The sequence below is a fragment of the Streptomyces sp. NPDC043812 genome, assembly GCF_056436245.1.
Window position 1 is genome coordinate 236,778 of the sequence record NZ_JBWKCY010000008.1, and the last position, 14,865, is coordinate 251,642.

A 14,865-nucleotide genomic window follows, 5' to 3' on the forward strand; every position below is an offset into this window, starting at 1 on the left:
GTACGACCGTACACCTGAGGCGTACGGTCGTACACTCTTGAGCCGGGCGTTGCTCAGCAGCGCCAGACGCCCGTGTCCAGGAAGGACTCGATCGCCGCAGCGTAGGGGCGGATGTCCAGGCCCTGATCCGCCAGCCAGACGTCGGAGTAATACTTGTCGAGATAACGGTCGCCCGGGTCGCAGATCAGAGTGACGACGCTACCCTTCTCCCCGCCCTGCACCATCTCGGCGACGATCTTCAGCGCGCTCCACAGGCCGGTACCGGTCGAGCCGCCCGCCTTGCGCCCGATGGCCGCCTCCAGGGCACGCACGGCGGCGACGCTCGCCGCGTCGGGCACCTTCATCATCCGGTCGATGGCACCGGGCACGAAGCTCGGCTCCATGCGCGGGCGGCCGATGCCCTCGATACGCGAGCCGCAGTCGCTGCTCGCCGACGGGTCGCCGTTCGTCCAGCCGTCGAAGAAACACGAGTTCTCCGGGTCCGGGACGCAGATCCGGGTGTCGTGCTGCATGTAGTGCACATAGCGCGCGATGGTCGCCGACGTGCCCCCGGTGCCGGCCGTCGCGACGATCCAGGCGGGCTCCGGGTAACGCTCCAGGCGCAGTTGCTGGTAGACCGACTCGGCGATGTTGTTGTTGCCGCGCCAGTCGGTGGCCCGTTCCGCGTAGGTGAACTGGTCCATGTAATGGCCGCCGGTGCGGGCGGCGAGGGCCGCGGACTCCTCGTACATCTTCCGCGAGTCGTCGACGAAGTGGCACTGCCCGCCGTGGAACTCGATCAGCCGGATCTTCTCGGGACTCGTGGTCCGCGGCATCACCGCGACGAAGGGGACACCGATCAGCTTGGCGAAGTACGCCTCGGAGACGGCGGTCGATCCACTGGACGCCTCGATGACGGGCTTGCCGGGCCGCACCCAGCCGTTGCACAGGCCGTAGAGGAACAGCGACCGGGCCAGCCGGTGCTTGAGACTGCCCGTCGGGTGCGTGGACTCGTCCTTGAGGTAGAGGTCGATGCCCCACTCCTCGGGGAGCGGGAAGCGCAGCAGGTGGGTGTCGGCGGACCGGTTGGCGTCGGCCTGCACCTTGCGCACGGCTTCTTTGAGCCAAGCCCGGTACGCGGGGTCGCTGCGGTCCACGTCGGCCGTGGCCACCGCCTCGCCGGAGCCCGCCGTCACCCGATCGGGCGATACGGCCGCGATCCCGGCCGTCACTGGGTTCTCACTTGTACTCATCTGCGCCGCCCTTGCCTCGTCCACCACTGTTCCCACTGCCTTCCCGGTCGGCAACAGTAAGCCCCTCACCTGCACAAACGTTCACTTTGGGGATCCATAGAAGTCGCTTGTGGGAGGCTGGTGGCATGCGCACTGGTGCACGGCGGCCCAAGTGTGCAGACTTCCCACAGGAGTCACTGCGAAGGGGGCGGAGACGATGGCAACCGCGGAGCCGGATTTCAGTGCCACGGGCGTACGGATCGAACGCTGGCCGCGTTCACTCACCCGCGCCGGTCAGGTGCTGATCAAGGACGGCCGGCTGGCTCTGATGACCAGCTACGGCAAGGTGATCGAGAGCGCGCCGGTGCGCGCGGTCTCCGCGGGCAGGCCGTGGTTCGCAGGTGACGACAGCACGGTGGCGACCGTGAACGGCAAGCGGTACCGGCTCACGATGGGCCAGCGCAGCCACCGGCCCGAGGCGAAGGCCCTCGCGGGACGCTTCCTCGACGCGGTGCGCGGGGCGGGCGGCAACAGGAGTTGAGAACGGGCACAGGGGTGCCGCGAGTTGCGGCCCCACCTGCCATGGTTCACGCTGATTCCACATCACTCAGGGTTCACCGGCGGTCACGCTGAGATCCAGCCCCGTCGGTACGTTCAGCAGGCGGCCGACTGCTGGATCTCTTGTCTCGTCTTCTTCCGGACTATTTCGGGGAGTCGCAGCCGTGATCAGCCAGCCCAGCAGGCACTGCACGGTGGAGCTCCAGGCCCTGCCGTCGCGGATCGGTCAGGTCCGCAGAATCATCTCGGCGCAACTGCGCTACTGGCATCTCGATCCTCTGATCGACCAGGCCGCACTCGGCGTCACCGAGCTGCTGACCAACGTGCACCGGCATGCTCAGCCGGACAAGACATGCACCGTGGACGTCGAGCTGCTGCTCGACCGGCTCACGGTCTCCGTCCATGACCACGACCCACGCCTGCCGACCGTCCATGACGCGGACTCCTCCGCCACCCACGGACGCGGCCTCGCACTGGTGGCCGCCTTCAGCGAGAGCTGGGGAGTTCGGCCGACGGGCGACGCCGGCAAGGTCGTCTGGTTCACCCTGCCCGCCTCGAGCCCGGCAGTCGCACTGCCCGGGTACCCCGCGGTCTACGGAGCGACGACCACGGGCCCGTTCACCGAGGCGCCCGAGACCGCGGACGTGACCACGCCGACGACCGCCCGGTCTGCCGTTGCCGGCTGACCGGGCGGAGCGGAGGCGGCAGTTCGGCCGCCCACGGGAGCGCTCACTCCGTCGCGATCGCTCGCAGGACGTCGAGCCTGGCCGCCCGCCGCGCGGGCCGCCAGGCCGCGACGGCCCCGGCCACCAGACCGACGAGCGCGACGACGAGGAACTGAGACAGCGGGACGGCGAATGCGAACGCGGTGTCGCCCGTACTCTCCGACGCCTCCACCAGCACCCAGCCGAGCAGCACTCCGAGCGACAGACCTCCGGCCGTTCCGAACGCGGAGACGAGCACGGACTCCCAGCGCACCATGGCGCGCACTTGGCTGCGGGTCTGGCCGACGGCGCGCAACAGGCCCAGTTCCCTGGTCCGTTCATGGATGGCCAGGGTGAGCGTGTTGGCGATGCCGAGCAGCGCGATCACCACGGCGAGTGCGAGGAGCGCGTAGACCAGGGTCAGCATCATGTCGATGGCCCCGGCCGAGCTCTCGGCGTACTCGTCCCGGGTCTGCACCTCGGGGTTGCCGTAGGCGGCCGCCGTCTTCTCCACGGCCTGCTTTCCGTCTGCCGTGCTCACGCCCTCCGCGAAGGTGACGGCGACGAGCGTGTCGGAGTCCTGGCCGCGGTGCGGCGCCCATGCCTCACGGGTGATGACGTAGTCACCGGCGAGTTCGGACTCCTCGAACACGGCGCGCACCGCGAAGGTCTCCTCGGTGCCGTCGGTGAACGTGAGCTGCGCCGTTGAGCCGGGCTGCCAGCCGTGCTTGTCCGCCTCGCTGTCGGCGACTGCGATGCCGTTCGTGCCGAGCCCGTCGAGCGAGCCCTGCACGGCGCCGAGGTCGAACGAACCGGCCAGCGCCGCCGGATCGGTGACGGTCAGCTGCCGTCCGCCGCCGTCGACCTCCGCCACGCCGCGTCCGAGTCCGACCGCGGACCGCACCTCGGGCAGTTCGGCGACCGCCGGGGCGAGTTCGGGGCTGAGTCCGCTGCCGCCCGCGCCGAACGCCGGTGTGCTCACCGCGACATCGCCCGCGAACGAGCGGGAGACGGTCCGGTCCATCGTCGCCTTCAGCGAGGCTCCGAAGACGGTGAACAACGAGACGACCGCGACGCCGATCATCAGGGCGGTGGCAGTGGCGGCCGTGCGCCTGGGGCTGCGCAGGGCGTTGCGCTTGGCGAGGCTGCCGTGTCGAGTCCGGCGGCGCAGTGCATGAGCGTGGACTTTCCGGAGGTCGGTGTCGCCGATGAGCACGGAGCTCGATGTCAGGGTCCCGAGGGCCCCATGATGGCGGTGAAGCGGCCGGCCGGGAAGCCGACGCTCACCCCGTCCAGGGCCCTCACTTCGGCGTCGCCCACGCCGTAGACCTTCACCGCGTCGACGACGCGGGCGGCGGTGCCGTGCTGGTGATCCGGTCGCGGGCGGCCGACGTCGGTGACGGTGGTCATGCCGCACCGTCCTTGGCCGCGCGGCCGAACTGCTCGTCCAGGACGGACAGCCGCCGCCAGTACTCCTCCTCGTCGATCTCGCCCGCGGCGAAGCGGCGGCCGAGCACGGCGATGGGCGAGCTCTCGCTGATGGCGGGGCGGCTACCCTGCCAGGGACCGCGCCGGCCGCGCCAGATACCGGTCCGGCGCAGGACCGTGACGGCGCCGATGACGACGGCCGCCCAGATCAGCGGGAAGAACAGGATCCACGGGCCGGGCCCGTCGTAGGCCAGCGTGTTCATCTCGGTTCAGCTCCTCGGTGGCGCTCGATGACGTGGTGCTGTGACGCTTCCGAGACTCCCGCCGGGAGGGGCTCCGCGTCGTCGTACGGCCAGCGGCAGTGGGCGTACCCCACGGGGAGTACGCGGGCGTTCCGGGACTGCTTTCGAGCGGTGATGCGACCGCGCCTGGATTCTGTACCTACTGGTATGTACCGTGATCACTGTCCGAGACGAGGAGCTGACCTGCCGTGCACGCGATGCAGTACGAGATCACTCTGCCCGCCGACTACGACATGGGGATCATCCGAGAGCGGGTGGCGGGCCGGGGGCATCTGCTCGACGGCTTCCCCGGCCTCGGCCTCAAGGCGTACCTGATGCGCGAACGCGGCCAGGGATCACCCGTGAACGAGTACGCCCCGCTGTATCTGTGGGCGGCACCCGAGGGGATGAACGCCTTTCTGCTCGGCCCCGGATTCCAGGGCATCGTGGACGACTTCGGCCGCCCCGAGGTGCTGCACTGGGCGGGCGTCGCGTACCACGACGGCCCTGCGGCGGCCGCACGGCCGCGGACCGCCGTCCGGCGCAGACAGCGCCTTCCGGCGGGTGCGGCACCGGGCCCGTTCGTCGAGGAGGCGGCCGCGGAGACCGAACGGCTCGCGGCCCTGGAGGGGGTCGTCTGCGCGGCGCTCGCCTACGATCCGCGCCGGTGGGAGCTGCTGTACGTCACCCTGTGGGAGCACGACTCCCCCACGGCGACGGGCGACCGCTACGAAATCCTGCACCTCTCCGAGCCGGAACGCGGCGCGCTGCCGCGTGGCCGGCACCGCTGAGCATCGGCGCCCAGACCCGCCCGGGGTCGGAGCTCGTCCCGGCCCGCCCGGGGTCGGAGCTCGTCCCGGCCCGCCCGGGTCAGAGCTCGTCCTGCGCAAGCTCCCGCTCCACGCGCCGACGCGTCCGTTCCTCATGGAAGATGCGGCCGACCAGCGCCCCGCCGTAGACCACCACTCCGACGCCGACCAGCCACGACTGGATCACCAGCACGGTGCCGAACGGGCCGTACGTCACGGCGTTCGAGGCGATCAGCGGCGAGAAGACGACCTGCGAGAAGACGCGCAGGCCGAGCATGCCCAGGGCGGTCGCCACGGCCCCCGGCACGAGGGCCCGCCAGCGGACGCGGCCGCCGAGCAGCAGCCGCTGCGAGGCCCAGATGAACAGGAAGGTGCCGATCAGATCGGCCACTGTGCCCAGCGCGGACACCGTCGCCGACTCCGAGGGCACCGGAATGTTGACGAACACCACGAGGAACAGAATGAGCAGCGCCAGCCACACCACGTGGCGCCACATGGTGTGCCAGCGCGCCGTGGGCACATCCCACACCTTCTCGTAGCCGGTCTGGACGGCCGACCCGAAGGTCAGACCGAAGACGGCGAGTGCGGCCAGACCGAACGCCGTGGTGCGCTGCAGTGCCTGGCCGGGCATGCCGAACAGTTCCTCGACCTCCTGTTGCGACTCCTCGGAGACCCCGAGCGCCTGACCGAGCCACCGGGCGAAGCCCTGCGCGCTCACCGGGTCCGCGGCCGCGACGACGATCAGGAGCGGGACGAGGGTGAGGAAGCCGAGCGCCGCGAAGCCCATCGCGCGATGCATCAGCTCCACCTCGCGACCGCGGTTCCAGGCGAGTCCGACCGGTGATTCGACGACCCTGCGGCGCAGCTGCTCGAACCGGTGCGCACGATGCGGGCCGGAAGGCGTCTCGGTCATACGTCGTGCACTACCCGCCGACGCCACAGGCCTCGCGGATCGTCCGCCGGACGGGTGGTTCGCGCGATGTCAGGCGAGGGCGGCGAGGGGGTCGTCCAGGACCGGCTGCCAGGCCAGCTCCGCCGCTCCGACCAGGCTGTTGTGGTCGAGGGTGCAGGCCAGGATCGGCACTCCGCCGCTGCGCCCCCACAGGCTGCGGTCGGCGACGACGGCCCGCAGGCGTTCCGGGTCGGCCTCGAGCAGTTCGCGGTGCAGTCCACCGAGGATGATCCGGTCCGGGTTGAGGATGTTCACCAGACCGGCGAGGCCGAGGCCGAGGCGGTCGATGAGTTCCTCGGCGGCACCGCGTACGGCAGGGTTCTCGTACTCCCCGCGGAGCATGTCCCTCGCCTGCTGGAGCAGCGACACCTCGGGGCCGAGGTCGCGTCCCGCGGCGGTCAGAAAGGCGAGCGGATCGGCCTCGACGTCGAGGCAACCCCGGCTGCCGCAGTGGCAGGGGCGGCCCTCGGGGTTGACGGTCAGGTGGCCGACCTCCAGCGCGAGGCCCGAACTGCCGGTGTGAAGTCTGCCGTCGAGGACGAGTGCACCGCCGACGCCGCGGTGGCCGGTGGCGACACAGAGCAGATGCTGCGCGCCGCGGCCCGCTCCGTGCCGGTGCTCGGCGAGGGCGGCGAGGTTGACATCGTTGCCGGTGAAGGCGGGGCCCTGGATGCCCGCTGCGGCGACCTGGTCGGCGAAGATGTCGCGCACGGGCGCTCCCGCGGGCCAGGCCAGATGCAGGGGGTTGAGGGCGGTGCCCTCGGGTTCGGCGACGGCGGAGGGCACGGCGAGACCGGCGCCCACGCAGCGTCGGCCGCTCGCGCGCAGCAACGCGGCACCGGCCTCCACGACCTCGCCCAGCACTTGGGCCGGGTCGGCCTGGACGGTGACGCAGCCCGGTGCGGTGGCGACGGTCCGCCCGCCGAGGCCGACGAGGGCGGCGCGGAATCCGTCGGCGTGCACCTGGGCAGCGAGGACGACCGGGCCGGTGTCGTCCACGGCGAGGCGGTGCGAGGGCCTGCCCTGGGATCCTGCGGCGGCGCCGGGCCGGGAGTCGACGCGGATGAGGCCGAGCGCTTCCAGTTCGGCGGCGACGGCACCCGCGGTGGCGCGGGTGACGCCCAGCTCGGCCGTGAGGACGGCGCGCGTGGGCGCGCGTCCGGTGTGCACCAGTTCCAGGGCGGGGCCGAGCGCGCTGCGGCCTCTCTCCAGTCGTGTGCGGGTGGTCGTCGCCTTGCCGTTCATGCAGGTGAGTGTCCCATGATCCGGACCTGGATCGGCCGCCTTGTACGGAACGGGGCACTGCCCCTATCCTGACTTTGTGCCGCTTCTAAACAAACTACGGACGGCCGTTCCGGGGGGCTCCGGCGGAAACACCGCCCACGCCTCCCTGTCCCGCCTCCGCACCGCCCTGACCCTCTTCTTCGCCCTCGACGGCTTCCTCTTCGCCGGCTGGGTCGTCCGCATCCCCGCGATCAAGGAGCAGACCGGCTCCTCGGCGAGCGACCTCGGTCTCGCCCTGCTCGGCGTCTCCGCCGGCGCCGTGGTCACCATGACGCTCACCGGCCGCCTCTGCCGTCGCTACGGCAGTCACGCCGTGACCGTGTGCAGCGCCGTCCTGCTCTCCCTGAGCATGGCTCTGCCCCCGCTGACGCACTCGGCGCTCGCGCTCGGCCTGGTGCTGCTCGTCTTCGGCGCCGCGTACGGCGGGATCAACGTCGCCATGAACAGCGCCGCCGTCGATCTCGTCGCCGCGCTCCGACGTCCCGTCATGCCCGGCTTCCACGCCGCGTTCAGTCTCGGCGGGATGCTCGGCGCGGGCCTCGGCGGTCTTGTCGCGGGCGGGCTCTCCCCCACAGTGCATCTGCTCGCGCTGACCGTGGCCGGCCTGCTGGTCACCGCCGCCGCGGGACCCGTACTGCTGTCCCACCCGGCACCGGCGGCCCAGAGGGCCCAGGCACCCGCGGCCCCGGCCCGCCTGCAGGGCCGGACGCGCAAGCTGGTGCTGCTGTTCGGCGTGATCGCGCTGTGCACCGCGTACGGGGAAGGTGCGATGGCCGACTGGAGCGCGCTGCACCTGGAGCAGGATCTGCACGCCCACCCGGGCGTCGCCGCCGCCGGGTACTCCTTGTTCGCTCTCGCCATGACCGCGGGACGGCTGTCCGGCACGCTGCTGCTGGAGCGCCTCGGCCAGAACCGTACGCTCGTCGCCGGCGGCGCCACCGCCTCGGCCGGAATGCTGCTCGGCGCGCTCGCGCCGACGGTGTGGCTCGCGCTGGCGGGCTTCGCGGTCGCCGGTCTCGGGCTGGCCAACATCTTCCCGGTCGCCGTCGGCAGGGCAGGAGAGCTGGCGGGCCCCGGCGGGGTCGCGGCCGCTTCCACGCTCGGTTACGGCGGCATGCTCCTCGGCCCGCCCGCGATCGGCTTTCTCGCCGACTGGTTCTCGCTGCCCGTCGCGCTGACGACGGTCGCCGTCCTGGCGGCAGGCGCCGCGCTGATCGCGCACTGCGCCCGGGGTGCCTCGGCTCCCGGTCCGGCGCTCAACCGGCAGGAGCCGGCTCCTCGGACCGCCGCCGAGCGGACGTCCGCCCTCGGCACGGTTGAGTAGCCGTACTCAGGCGCGGACACCCGATCGGTCGCAGCATGGATTGCACACGACCACGGGGAGATGGCCATGCACGACCGACTGATATCGCTCGCCCGCCTCACGTTCGGCAGCCTCGCCGCACGGATCTATCTGGTACTGGTGGCAGCTGCGGCCGTTTTCGTGGCCGTCGACAGCGCATTCGTCCAGCACGAGGACGCGTCGATGGCCGGGATCTGGCTGTTCCTGCTGACAGCGCCCACGATCTTCGGCCTGATGGCGCTGGCCACGCTGTTCGGGGACGGCGTGGCGGAGTCTGCGGCGTTCCTCTATCCGGCACTGGTGCTGTCGGTGCTGATACAGGCATACGCGCTGGCGCTGTTCGTACGACTGCTGAAGGGCGGCGGGCACACCGCCCGGCCGTACGGCGCCTGACCGCCCGGGTCCGGCCCTGTCCGCACGACGACTCGGCCCTCTCCGCCGGACACCCGGGCCCGGGCCGCGCCGGCGCCGGGCGTGCCTGGCACAATCTGCGCCATGGAGACGTCCGCCCTGATCAAGTCCCTCGTTCGCGAAGGGCAGTTGCTGGCAAGGGCCGCCGAATCGGCGGGCCCCGGTGCCCCGGTGCCGACCTGTCCGGGCTGGCAGATCCGTGACCTGCTGCGGCACACCGGCATGGTGCACCGCTGGGCGACGGCCTTCCTCACGGAGGGACACCGGACCTTCCAGCCCGACGGGGGCGAACCGGACCTCGACGGCGACGAACTGCTCGCATGGTTCCGTGAGGGCCACGGGCTACTGGTGAAGGCCCTCGGCGAATCCCCGGCAGATGTGGACTGCTGGTCCTTCCTGCCCGCTCCCTCGCCGCTCGCCTTCTGGGCACGCCGTCAGGCGCACGAGACCGCCGTGCACAGGTCGGACGCAGAATCGGCGGCGTACGGAAAGACGGGGCCCGTCGACGCGGCGTTCGCCGTGGACGGGATCGACGAACTGCTCGTCGCTTTCCACGCCCGCGCCAAGAGCAGGGTTCGGACGACCGAGCCACGGGTGCTGAGAGTCTTCGCGACGGACACGGGTGACGTGTGGACCGTTCGACTGTCCGCGGAGCCGCCGCGCACGGAGCGCAGCGCGGAGGGGCCGTGCGACTGCGAGTTGAGCGGAACGGCGGAGCAGCTCTATCTGACGCTGTGGAACCGGCTGCCGCTGGACGCCGTCGCCCTGACGGGCGATCCCGGCCTGGCACGGCTGTGGCGGGAGCGGTCGGGCATCACCTGGTCGTAGCCGCGGGCCGCCGGCCGTAGCCGCCGGCCGTAGCCGCCGGCCGCCATGGGCCTCAGCCGGCCGCGCCGCGGAGCATCCGGGACAGCACGGCACGCTGCAGCGGCTGCACCTCGGCGTGGCGTGCGCGGCCCTCCTCCGTCAGCCGTACCCGTACGCCCCTGCGGTCCTCGCTGCACATGCCGCGGGTCACCAGACCGTCTTTTTCCAGCCGGGCGATGAGGCGCGAGAGCGCACTCTGACTGAGATGGACGCGTGAGGCGAGGTCCTGCACCCGGTGCGAGCAGTCGCCGGGCTCGGCGTCCTCGGCACGCATATCGGCGAGGACGTCCAGCACCTCGAAGTCGCTGGCGCCCAGGCCGTGCCGGTGCAGCTCGCGATCCAGCTCGCACATCGTGCGAGCGTGCAGGGCGAGAACGTCCCGCCACTCCTCCACGAGCGCTCGCTCGGACTTCGTCGCAGCCATGACCGCACGTTAGCAGAAAAGTCGCACTTTGTTGCATCGGAATTAAATGCACTTGCAGTCAATGCATGTGCATGTAATGTGCTCCGCATGACCTCTCCGCTCAACGTCCCCTCCTCGCAGGACCGCTGGAGCCCACGACTGTGGGGCACCCTGCTCGTGCTGTGCGCCGCGATGTTCCTCGACGCCCTCGATGTGTCGATGGTCGGCGTCGCACTGCCCTCGATCGCCACTGATCTCGATCTGTCCACCTCGGCCCTGCAGTGGATCGTCAGCGGCTACATCCTGGGCTACGGCGGCCTGCTGCTCCTCGGCGGCCGCGCGGCCGACCTCCTCGGCCGCCGCCGCGTCTTCCTGATCGCCCTCGCCGTCTTCGCCCTCGCGTCCCTGCTCGGCGGACTTGTCGACTCCGGTCCCCTGCTGATCGCCAGCCGCTTCATCAAGGGCCTGAGCGCGGCGTTCACGGCACCCGCCGGACTGTCGATCATCACCACGACCTTCCGGGAGGGCCCGCAGCGCAACCGCGCGCTCGCGATCTACACCACCTGCGCCGCCACCGGCTTCTCCATGGGCCTCGTGCTCTCCGGTCTGCTGACAGAGGTGAGCTGGCGGCTGACGATGCTGCTGCCCGCGCCCATCGCCCTGATCGCGCTGGTCGTCGGCATCAGGCTGATCCCGCGCAGCAGCCGTGAGGACTCCGGCAAGGGCTACGACCTGCCGGGCGCCGTCACCGGCACGGCCTCGATGCTGTTGCTCGTCTTCACCGTCGTCCAGGCCCCCGAGGTGGGCTGGGCGTCAGCCCGCACCCTCCTGTCCTTCCTCGCGACCGCGGTGCTGCTCGCAGCCTTCGTCACCATCGAGCGGCGCAGCGCGCATCCCCTGATCCGACTCGGCGTGCTGCGCTCGGGCAGCCAGATCCGGGCGAACCTCGGTGCCGCCTTCTTCTTCGGTTCGTACGTCGGGTTCCAGTTCCTCGTCACGCAGTACATGCAGTCGCTGCTCGGCTGGTCGGCACTGCAGACGGCGCTCGCCTTCCTGCCCGCGGGTGCCCTGGTCGCCCTGTCGTCGACGAAGATCGGTTCGGTCGTGGACCGCTTCGGCACCCCGCGGGTGATCTCCACCGGCTTCGCGCTGCTCGTGATCGCCTACGCGCTCTTCCTCCAGGTCGACCTGACGCCGACGTACGCCGCGGTGATCCTGCCGTCGATGCTGCTGCTCGGCGCCGCCTGCGCCCTGGTGTTCCCCTCGCTCAACATCCAGGCCACCAACGGTGTCGAGGACCACGAACAGGGCATGGTCTCCGGGCTCCTGAACACCTCCATCCAGGTCGGCGGCGCCATCTTCCTGGCCGTCGTCACCGCGGTCATCACGGCGGGCGGCGAGACGGGCCGCTCCCCGCAGGCGGTGCTCGACAGCTACCGGCCGGGCCTGCTGGTGGTCACCGTGATCGCGGCGCTCGGCCTCCTGATCACCGCGACCGGGCTGCGTACGCGGCGCCGCGGCCAGGAATCGGTCGTGGTCGCGAAGTCCGTGCCGGACGCGGAACCGGAGCGGGTGACGGTCGGCGACTGACCTCACCCCGGCCACGGGGGAACGCGGCCGGCGGGCTTGTCGCCCGCCGGCCGCGCCGTGCTCGTGCCGCGCCTGCCCAGGCGGCCCCGTCAGCCCAGCCAGCCGGGGCGGACCAGGCCCGACTCGTAGGCCAGGACGACCAGTTGGGCGCGGTCGCGGGCTCCGAGTTTCACCATCGTGCGGCTCACATGCGTCTTGGCCGTGAGCGGGCTCACCACCAGGCGCCGGGCGATCTCCTCGTTGGACAGACCGATGCCGACGAGCGCCATCACCTCCCGTTCGCGCTCCGTGAGCTCCTCCAGGCCCTCGGCGTCCGCCGGCCCCTTGGAACGGGCCGCGAACTCCGCGATCAGCCGCCGCGTCACCCCCGGCGAAAGAAGCGCGTCCCCCTCGACCACCGCCCGTACCGCCTTCAGCAGTTCATCGGGCTCGGTGTCCTTCACGAGGAAACCGGAGGCGCCGGAACGGATCGCCTCGAAGACGTACTCGTCGAGCTCGAACGTGGTGAGCATGACCACCTTCACCGCGTGCAGGCTCTCGTCGCCGGTGATGCGGCGGGTGGCGGCCAGGCCGTCGAGGATCGGCATGCGGATGTCCATCAGCACGACGTCGGGCCGCAGTTCGCGCACCAGGCGCACCGCTTCCTCGCCGTCCGACGCCTCGCCCGCGACCTCGATGTCCTGCTGGGCGCCGAGCAGCGCGCTGAACCCGGCCCGCACCAGCATCTGGTCGTCGGCGAGCAGTACGCGGATCACATCGTCTCCCTCGGCTGCGCGGGCAGTTCGGCCCGGACCCGGAAACCGCCGTCGGGGCGCGGACCCGCCTCGATGGTGCCACCGAGCGCGGCGGCACGCTCCCGCATCCCGGCCAGTCCGTTGCCGCTTCCGCCGGCATCGGATCCGGTTGCCGGGCCGTCGTCGTCGATCTGCAGAACGAGCCGGCCCGTCGTGTACGTGATACGCACCCGCGCGGTGCGCGAGGCCGAGTGGCGCACGACGTTCGTCAGCGCCTCCTGGACGATACGGAAGGCGGCGAGGTCGGTGCCGGGCGGGAGCGCGGGCACCTCCTCGGCCCCGTCGACGGCGACGGCGAGCCCGGTGGTCGCCGCCTGTTCGACGAGTTCGGGCAGGCGCGAGAGGCCCGGGGCGGGCGCTCGTGGCGCATCGCCCGGTGTGCGCAGGGTGTCGAGGACCTGTCGCACTTCCCCGAGCGCCTCCTTGCTCGCCGCCTTGATGGTGGTGAGCGCCGACCTCGCCTGTTCGGGATCGGTGTCGAGGAGCGCGAGGCCCACACCGGCCTGGACGTTGATGACGGAGATGGAGTGGGCGAGGACGTCGTGCAGTTCGCGGGCGATGCGCAGGCGCTCCTCGTCCGCGCGGCGCTTCTCGGCCGCCGCACGTTCGGCTCGCTCGCGGGCCCACACCTCACGCCGCACACGCACCGCCTCGGACGCCGCGATGATCGCCACGACCCAGGCGGTGATGAACACCTCCTGCCCCCATGGCGCCGCCTCGTCCCCGGCCGGCGGCAGGTAGCGGTACAGCCAGTGCGCGACGAGCAGGTGCCCGGCCCACAGCATGCCGATCGACCACCACGCGGCACGGCGGTGCCCGGCGACGATGGCGGCGAAGCACCCGACGGCGATGGTGAGGAAGATAGGCCCGTACGGATATCCCGCCGCGAAGTACACGAAGGCGATCGCGCAGACACCAAAGACGGCAACGACCGGATACCGATGGCGCAGAAGGAGCAGCGCCGGTCCGGCAAGCAGCAGGATGCGTGCGAAGACGTCGAGCGGTTCGCGCACACCCACCTGGCCCTCGGCGGCGAAGCCGGTGCCGACCATCACGAACACCGCCAGGGCGACTGTCGACAGCCAGGGAATCCGGCCCCGGTCGCGGACGGCGTCCCAATGACGCATCAGCGGTGGTCCGCCCCGTGACCGGGGCGGACCACCGCAGGTTCGGGTGCGCTGGTGTTCCATGGCCGCCACGCTAGACCGGAGCGGGGCGCCGGGGCGTCACCCGCGCGTGGCGATCGCGCGTACTCCCTGTGCAGTACGGAGCGGCCGTGATGCCGAGTGCAGTACGGAGCGGTTACGTGGGGCCGAGCGGCGGGTCACCGGTCGCGCCGGGCCCCGGTCCCGTTTCCCGGCGCACGCAGTCCGACCTCGGCGGCGAGCCGCTCCGCCGTCTGCTCGAAGAAGGCGGCGCGATCCTCGACGACGCGGTGGAACTGGCCGAAGACCTCGAACGAGACGAGGCCGAACAGCTGCGCCCACGCCGCGACGAGTGCCGCCACGACAGCAGGTGGCAGATCGGGCGCGAGATCGGCCCCGATGCGATCGGCCTCGGCCCGCGCACCCTCGGCGAGCGGCGGGACGGCAAGGCCCTCGGCGACGTGGGCGTCGCGGGCGACCGAGATGAGGACGAGGCCGACCCGGGAGGCGGGCCCGATGGTGTCCTGCGGCGCGGTGTAGCCGGGGACCGGTGAGCCGTAGATCAGGGCGTACTCGTGGGGGTGGGCCACGGCCCAGGCGCGCACGGACAGGCAGACGGCCACCCAGCGGGCGAAGTGGTGGCCGACGGGGGGCGGTACGGCCGGTGCACCCTGCGTGGGGGCGTGCGCGGCGGGCTCGGGGGCGTGCGCGGCGGCCGCGGCTTCGGCGGCGGCGCCGACCGCGTCGTAGGCCTCGACGATCAGGGCGGTCAGCAGGTCGTCGCGGCTCGGGAAGTAGCGGTAGAGCGCGGACGACACCATTCCCAACTCACGGGCGACGGCGCGCAGGGACAGCTTGGCAGCACCCTCTGCGGCGAGCTGCCTGCGGGCCTCTTCCATGATCGCCGCGGTGACTTCGATACGGGCTCGTTCCCTGGCCCCTCGGACGGTCGTCATGCGCGACAGTCTGTCACGTTTCGGAGCACCGCTCAATTACGAGAGCACCGCTCTTGCTTTGGAGCACGAGGCCGTGCACACTGCTCTTAAGCGAGAGCAGTGCTCTCGCAGAGATGGCCCACCACAGAAC

The 14,865-nt window shown here is 71.5% G+C and carries 15 protein-coding genes and 2 pseudogenes; 7 read left to right on the forward strand and 10 right to left on the reverse strand.

The annotated features are described in order from the left end of the window. Nucleotides 1-53: 53 nt before the first annotated feature. Nucleotides 54-1,232, reverse strand: coding sequence for an L-cysteine desulfhydrase Cds1 (gene cds1, locus AC067Z_RS14845; RefSeq protein WP_478789885.1), 1,179 nt, complete (start codon nt 1,230-1,232; stop codon nt 54-56). A 196-nt stretch (nt 1,233-1,428) separates the two neighbouring features. On the opposite strand from cds1, the gene AC067Z_RS14850 reads away from it, so the two are divergent. Together AC067Z_RS14850 and AC067Z_RS14855 are read left to right on the forward strand one after the other, a co-directional pair. Then, nucleotides 1,429-1,752, forward strand: coding sequence for a hypothetical protein (locus AC067Z_RS14850; RefSeq protein WP_478789886.1), 324 nt, complete (start codon nt 1,429-1,431; stop codon nt 1,750-1,752). Nucleotides 1,753-1,933: 181 nt separating this feature from the next. Next, nucleotides 1,934-2,455 (forward strand): ATP-binding protein, encoded by a 522-nt coding sequence (locus tag AC067Z_RS14855; RefSeq protein WP_478789887.1) that lies wholly within the window; start codon nt 1,934-1,936, stop codon nt 2,453-2,455. Nucleotides 2,456-2,498: 43 nt separating this feature from the next. Here AC067Z_RS14855 and AC067Z_RS14860 read toward each other — a convergent pair. The 3 genes and pseudogenes from AC067Z_RS14860 to AC067Z_RS14870 all read right to left on the reverse strand — a co-directional run. Then, nucleotides 2,499-3,635, reverse strand: a pseudogene (locus AC067Z_RS14860) (ABC transporter permease); the annotation flags it as partial. After that, nucleotides 3,605-3,883 (reverse strand): annotated as a pseudogene (locus AC067Z_RS14865) (hypothetical protein); the annotation flags it as partial. The pseudogenes AC067Z_RS14860 and AC067Z_RS14865, both read right to left, overlap by 31 nt. Beyond that, entirely contained in the window at nt 3,880-4,164 is a 285-nt protein-coding gene (locus AC067Z_RS14870; protein WP_478789888.1) for an SHOCT domain-containing protein, read from the reverse strand. The pseudogene AC067Z_RS14865 and the gene AC067Z_RS14870, both read right to left, overlap by 4 nt. A 227-nt stretch (nt 4,165-4,391) precedes the next feature. Between AC067Z_RS14870 and AC067Z_RS14875 the strand changes: the two genes are divergently transcribed. Beyond that, nucleotides 4,392-4,973 (forward strand): DUF4865 family protein, encoded by a 582-nt coding sequence (locus tag AC067Z_RS14875; protein ID WP_478789889.1) that lies wholly within the window; start codon nt 4,392-4,394, stop codon nt 4,971-4,973. Nucleotides 4,974-5,052: 79 nt separating this feature from the next. Here AC067Z_RS14875 and AC067Z_RS14880 read toward each other — a convergent pair whose 3' ends face one another. Beyond that, complete coding sequence (locus AC067Z_RS14880; protein WP_478789890.1) at nt 5,053-5,904, reverse strand: YhjD/YihY/BrkB family envelope integrity protein; 852 nt, start codon at nt 5,902-5,904, stop codon at nt 5,053-5,055. A 69-nt stretch (nt 5,905-5,973) separates the two neighbouring features. Then, nucleotides 5,974-7,188 (reverse strand): ROK family protein, encoded by a 1,215-nt coding sequence (locus AC067Z_RS14885; protein ID WP_478789891.1) that lies wholly within the window; start codon nt 7,186-7,188, stop codon nt 5,974-5,976. Nucleotides 7,189-7,264: 76 nt separating this feature from the next. Here AC067Z_RS14885 and AC067Z_RS14890 point away from each other — a divergent pair, with 76 nt between their 5' ends. The 3 genes from AC067Z_RS14890 to AC067Z_RS14900 all read left to right on the forward strand — a co-directional run bounded on the left by AC067Z_RS14890 (nt 7,265) and on the right by AC067Z_RS14900 (nt 9,808). Next, nucleotides 7,265-8,551 carry an MFS transporter gene (locus tag AC067Z_RS14890; RefSeq protein ID WP_478789892.1) on the forward strand — a complete coding sequence of 429 codons (1,287 nt, stop codon included), beginning with the start codon at nt 7,265-7,267 and terminating at the stop codon, nt 8,549-8,551. Between the two features lie 66 nt (nt 8,552-8,617). Continuing rightward, the gene (locus tag AC067Z_RS14895) at nt 8,618-8,962 is read left to right on the forward strand and encodes an SCO4225 family membrane protein (protein ID WP_478789893.1); all 345 of its coding nucleotides are present in this window, start codon (nt 8,618-8,620) and stop codon (nt 8,960-8,962) included. Nucleotides 8,963-9,064: 102 nt separating this feature from the next. Beyond that, nucleotides 9,065-9,808 carry a maleylpyruvate isomerase family mycothiol-dependent enzyme gene (locus AC067Z_RS14900; RefSeq protein ID WP_478789894.1) on the forward strand — a complete coding sequence of 248 codons (744 nt, stop codon included), beginning with the start codon at nt 9,065-9,067 and terminating at the stop codon, nt 9,806-9,808. Between the two features lie 52 nt (nt 9,809-9,860). Here AC067Z_RS14900 and AC067Z_RS14905 read toward each other — a convergent pair whose 3' ends face one another. After that, nucleotides 9,861-10,271, reverse strand: a complete 411-nt coding sequence (locus AC067Z_RS14905) for a MarR family transcriptional regulator (protein ID WP_478789895.1) — start codon at nt 10,269-10,271, stop codon at nt 9,861-9,863. Nucleotides 10,272-10,358: 87 nt separating this feature from the next. Between AC067Z_RS14905 and AC067Z_RS14910 the strand changes: the two genes are divergently transcribed. Next, complete coding sequence (locus AC067Z_RS14910; protein ID WP_478789896.1) at nt 10,359-11,840, forward strand: MFS transporter; 1,482 nt, start codon at nt 10,359-10,361, stop codon at nt 11,838-11,840. A gap of 89 nt (nt 11,841-11,929) precedes the next feature. On the opposite strand, the gene AC067Z_RS14915 is transcribed toward AC067Z_RS14910, so the two are convergent. The 3 genes from AC067Z_RS14915 to AC067Z_RS14925 form a co-directional block, all read right to left on the reverse strand. Beyond that, nucleotides 11,930-12,595: a response regulator gene (locus AC067Z_RS14915; protein WP_478789897.1), complete on the reverse strand. Its 666-nt coding sequence runs from the start codon at nt 12,593-12,595 to the stop codon at nt 11,930-11,932. Next, nucleotides 12,592-13,824, reverse strand: coding sequence for a sensor histidine kinase (locus AC067Z_RS14920; RefSeq protein WP_478789898.1), 1,233 nt, complete (start codon nt 13,822-13,824; stop codon nt 12,592-12,594). The genes AC067Z_RS14915 and AC067Z_RS14920 overlap by 4 nt, the downstream gene beginning before the upstream one ends. A 134-nt stretch (nt 13,825-13,958) precedes the next feature. Then, nucleotides 13,959-14,735, reverse strand: a complete 777-nt coding sequence (locus AC067Z_RS14925; RefSeq protein ID WP_478789899.1) for a TetR/AcrR family transcriptional regulator — start codon at nt 14,733-14,735, stop codon at nt 13,959-13,961. Nucleotides 14,736-14,865 lie beyond the last annotated feature (130 nt).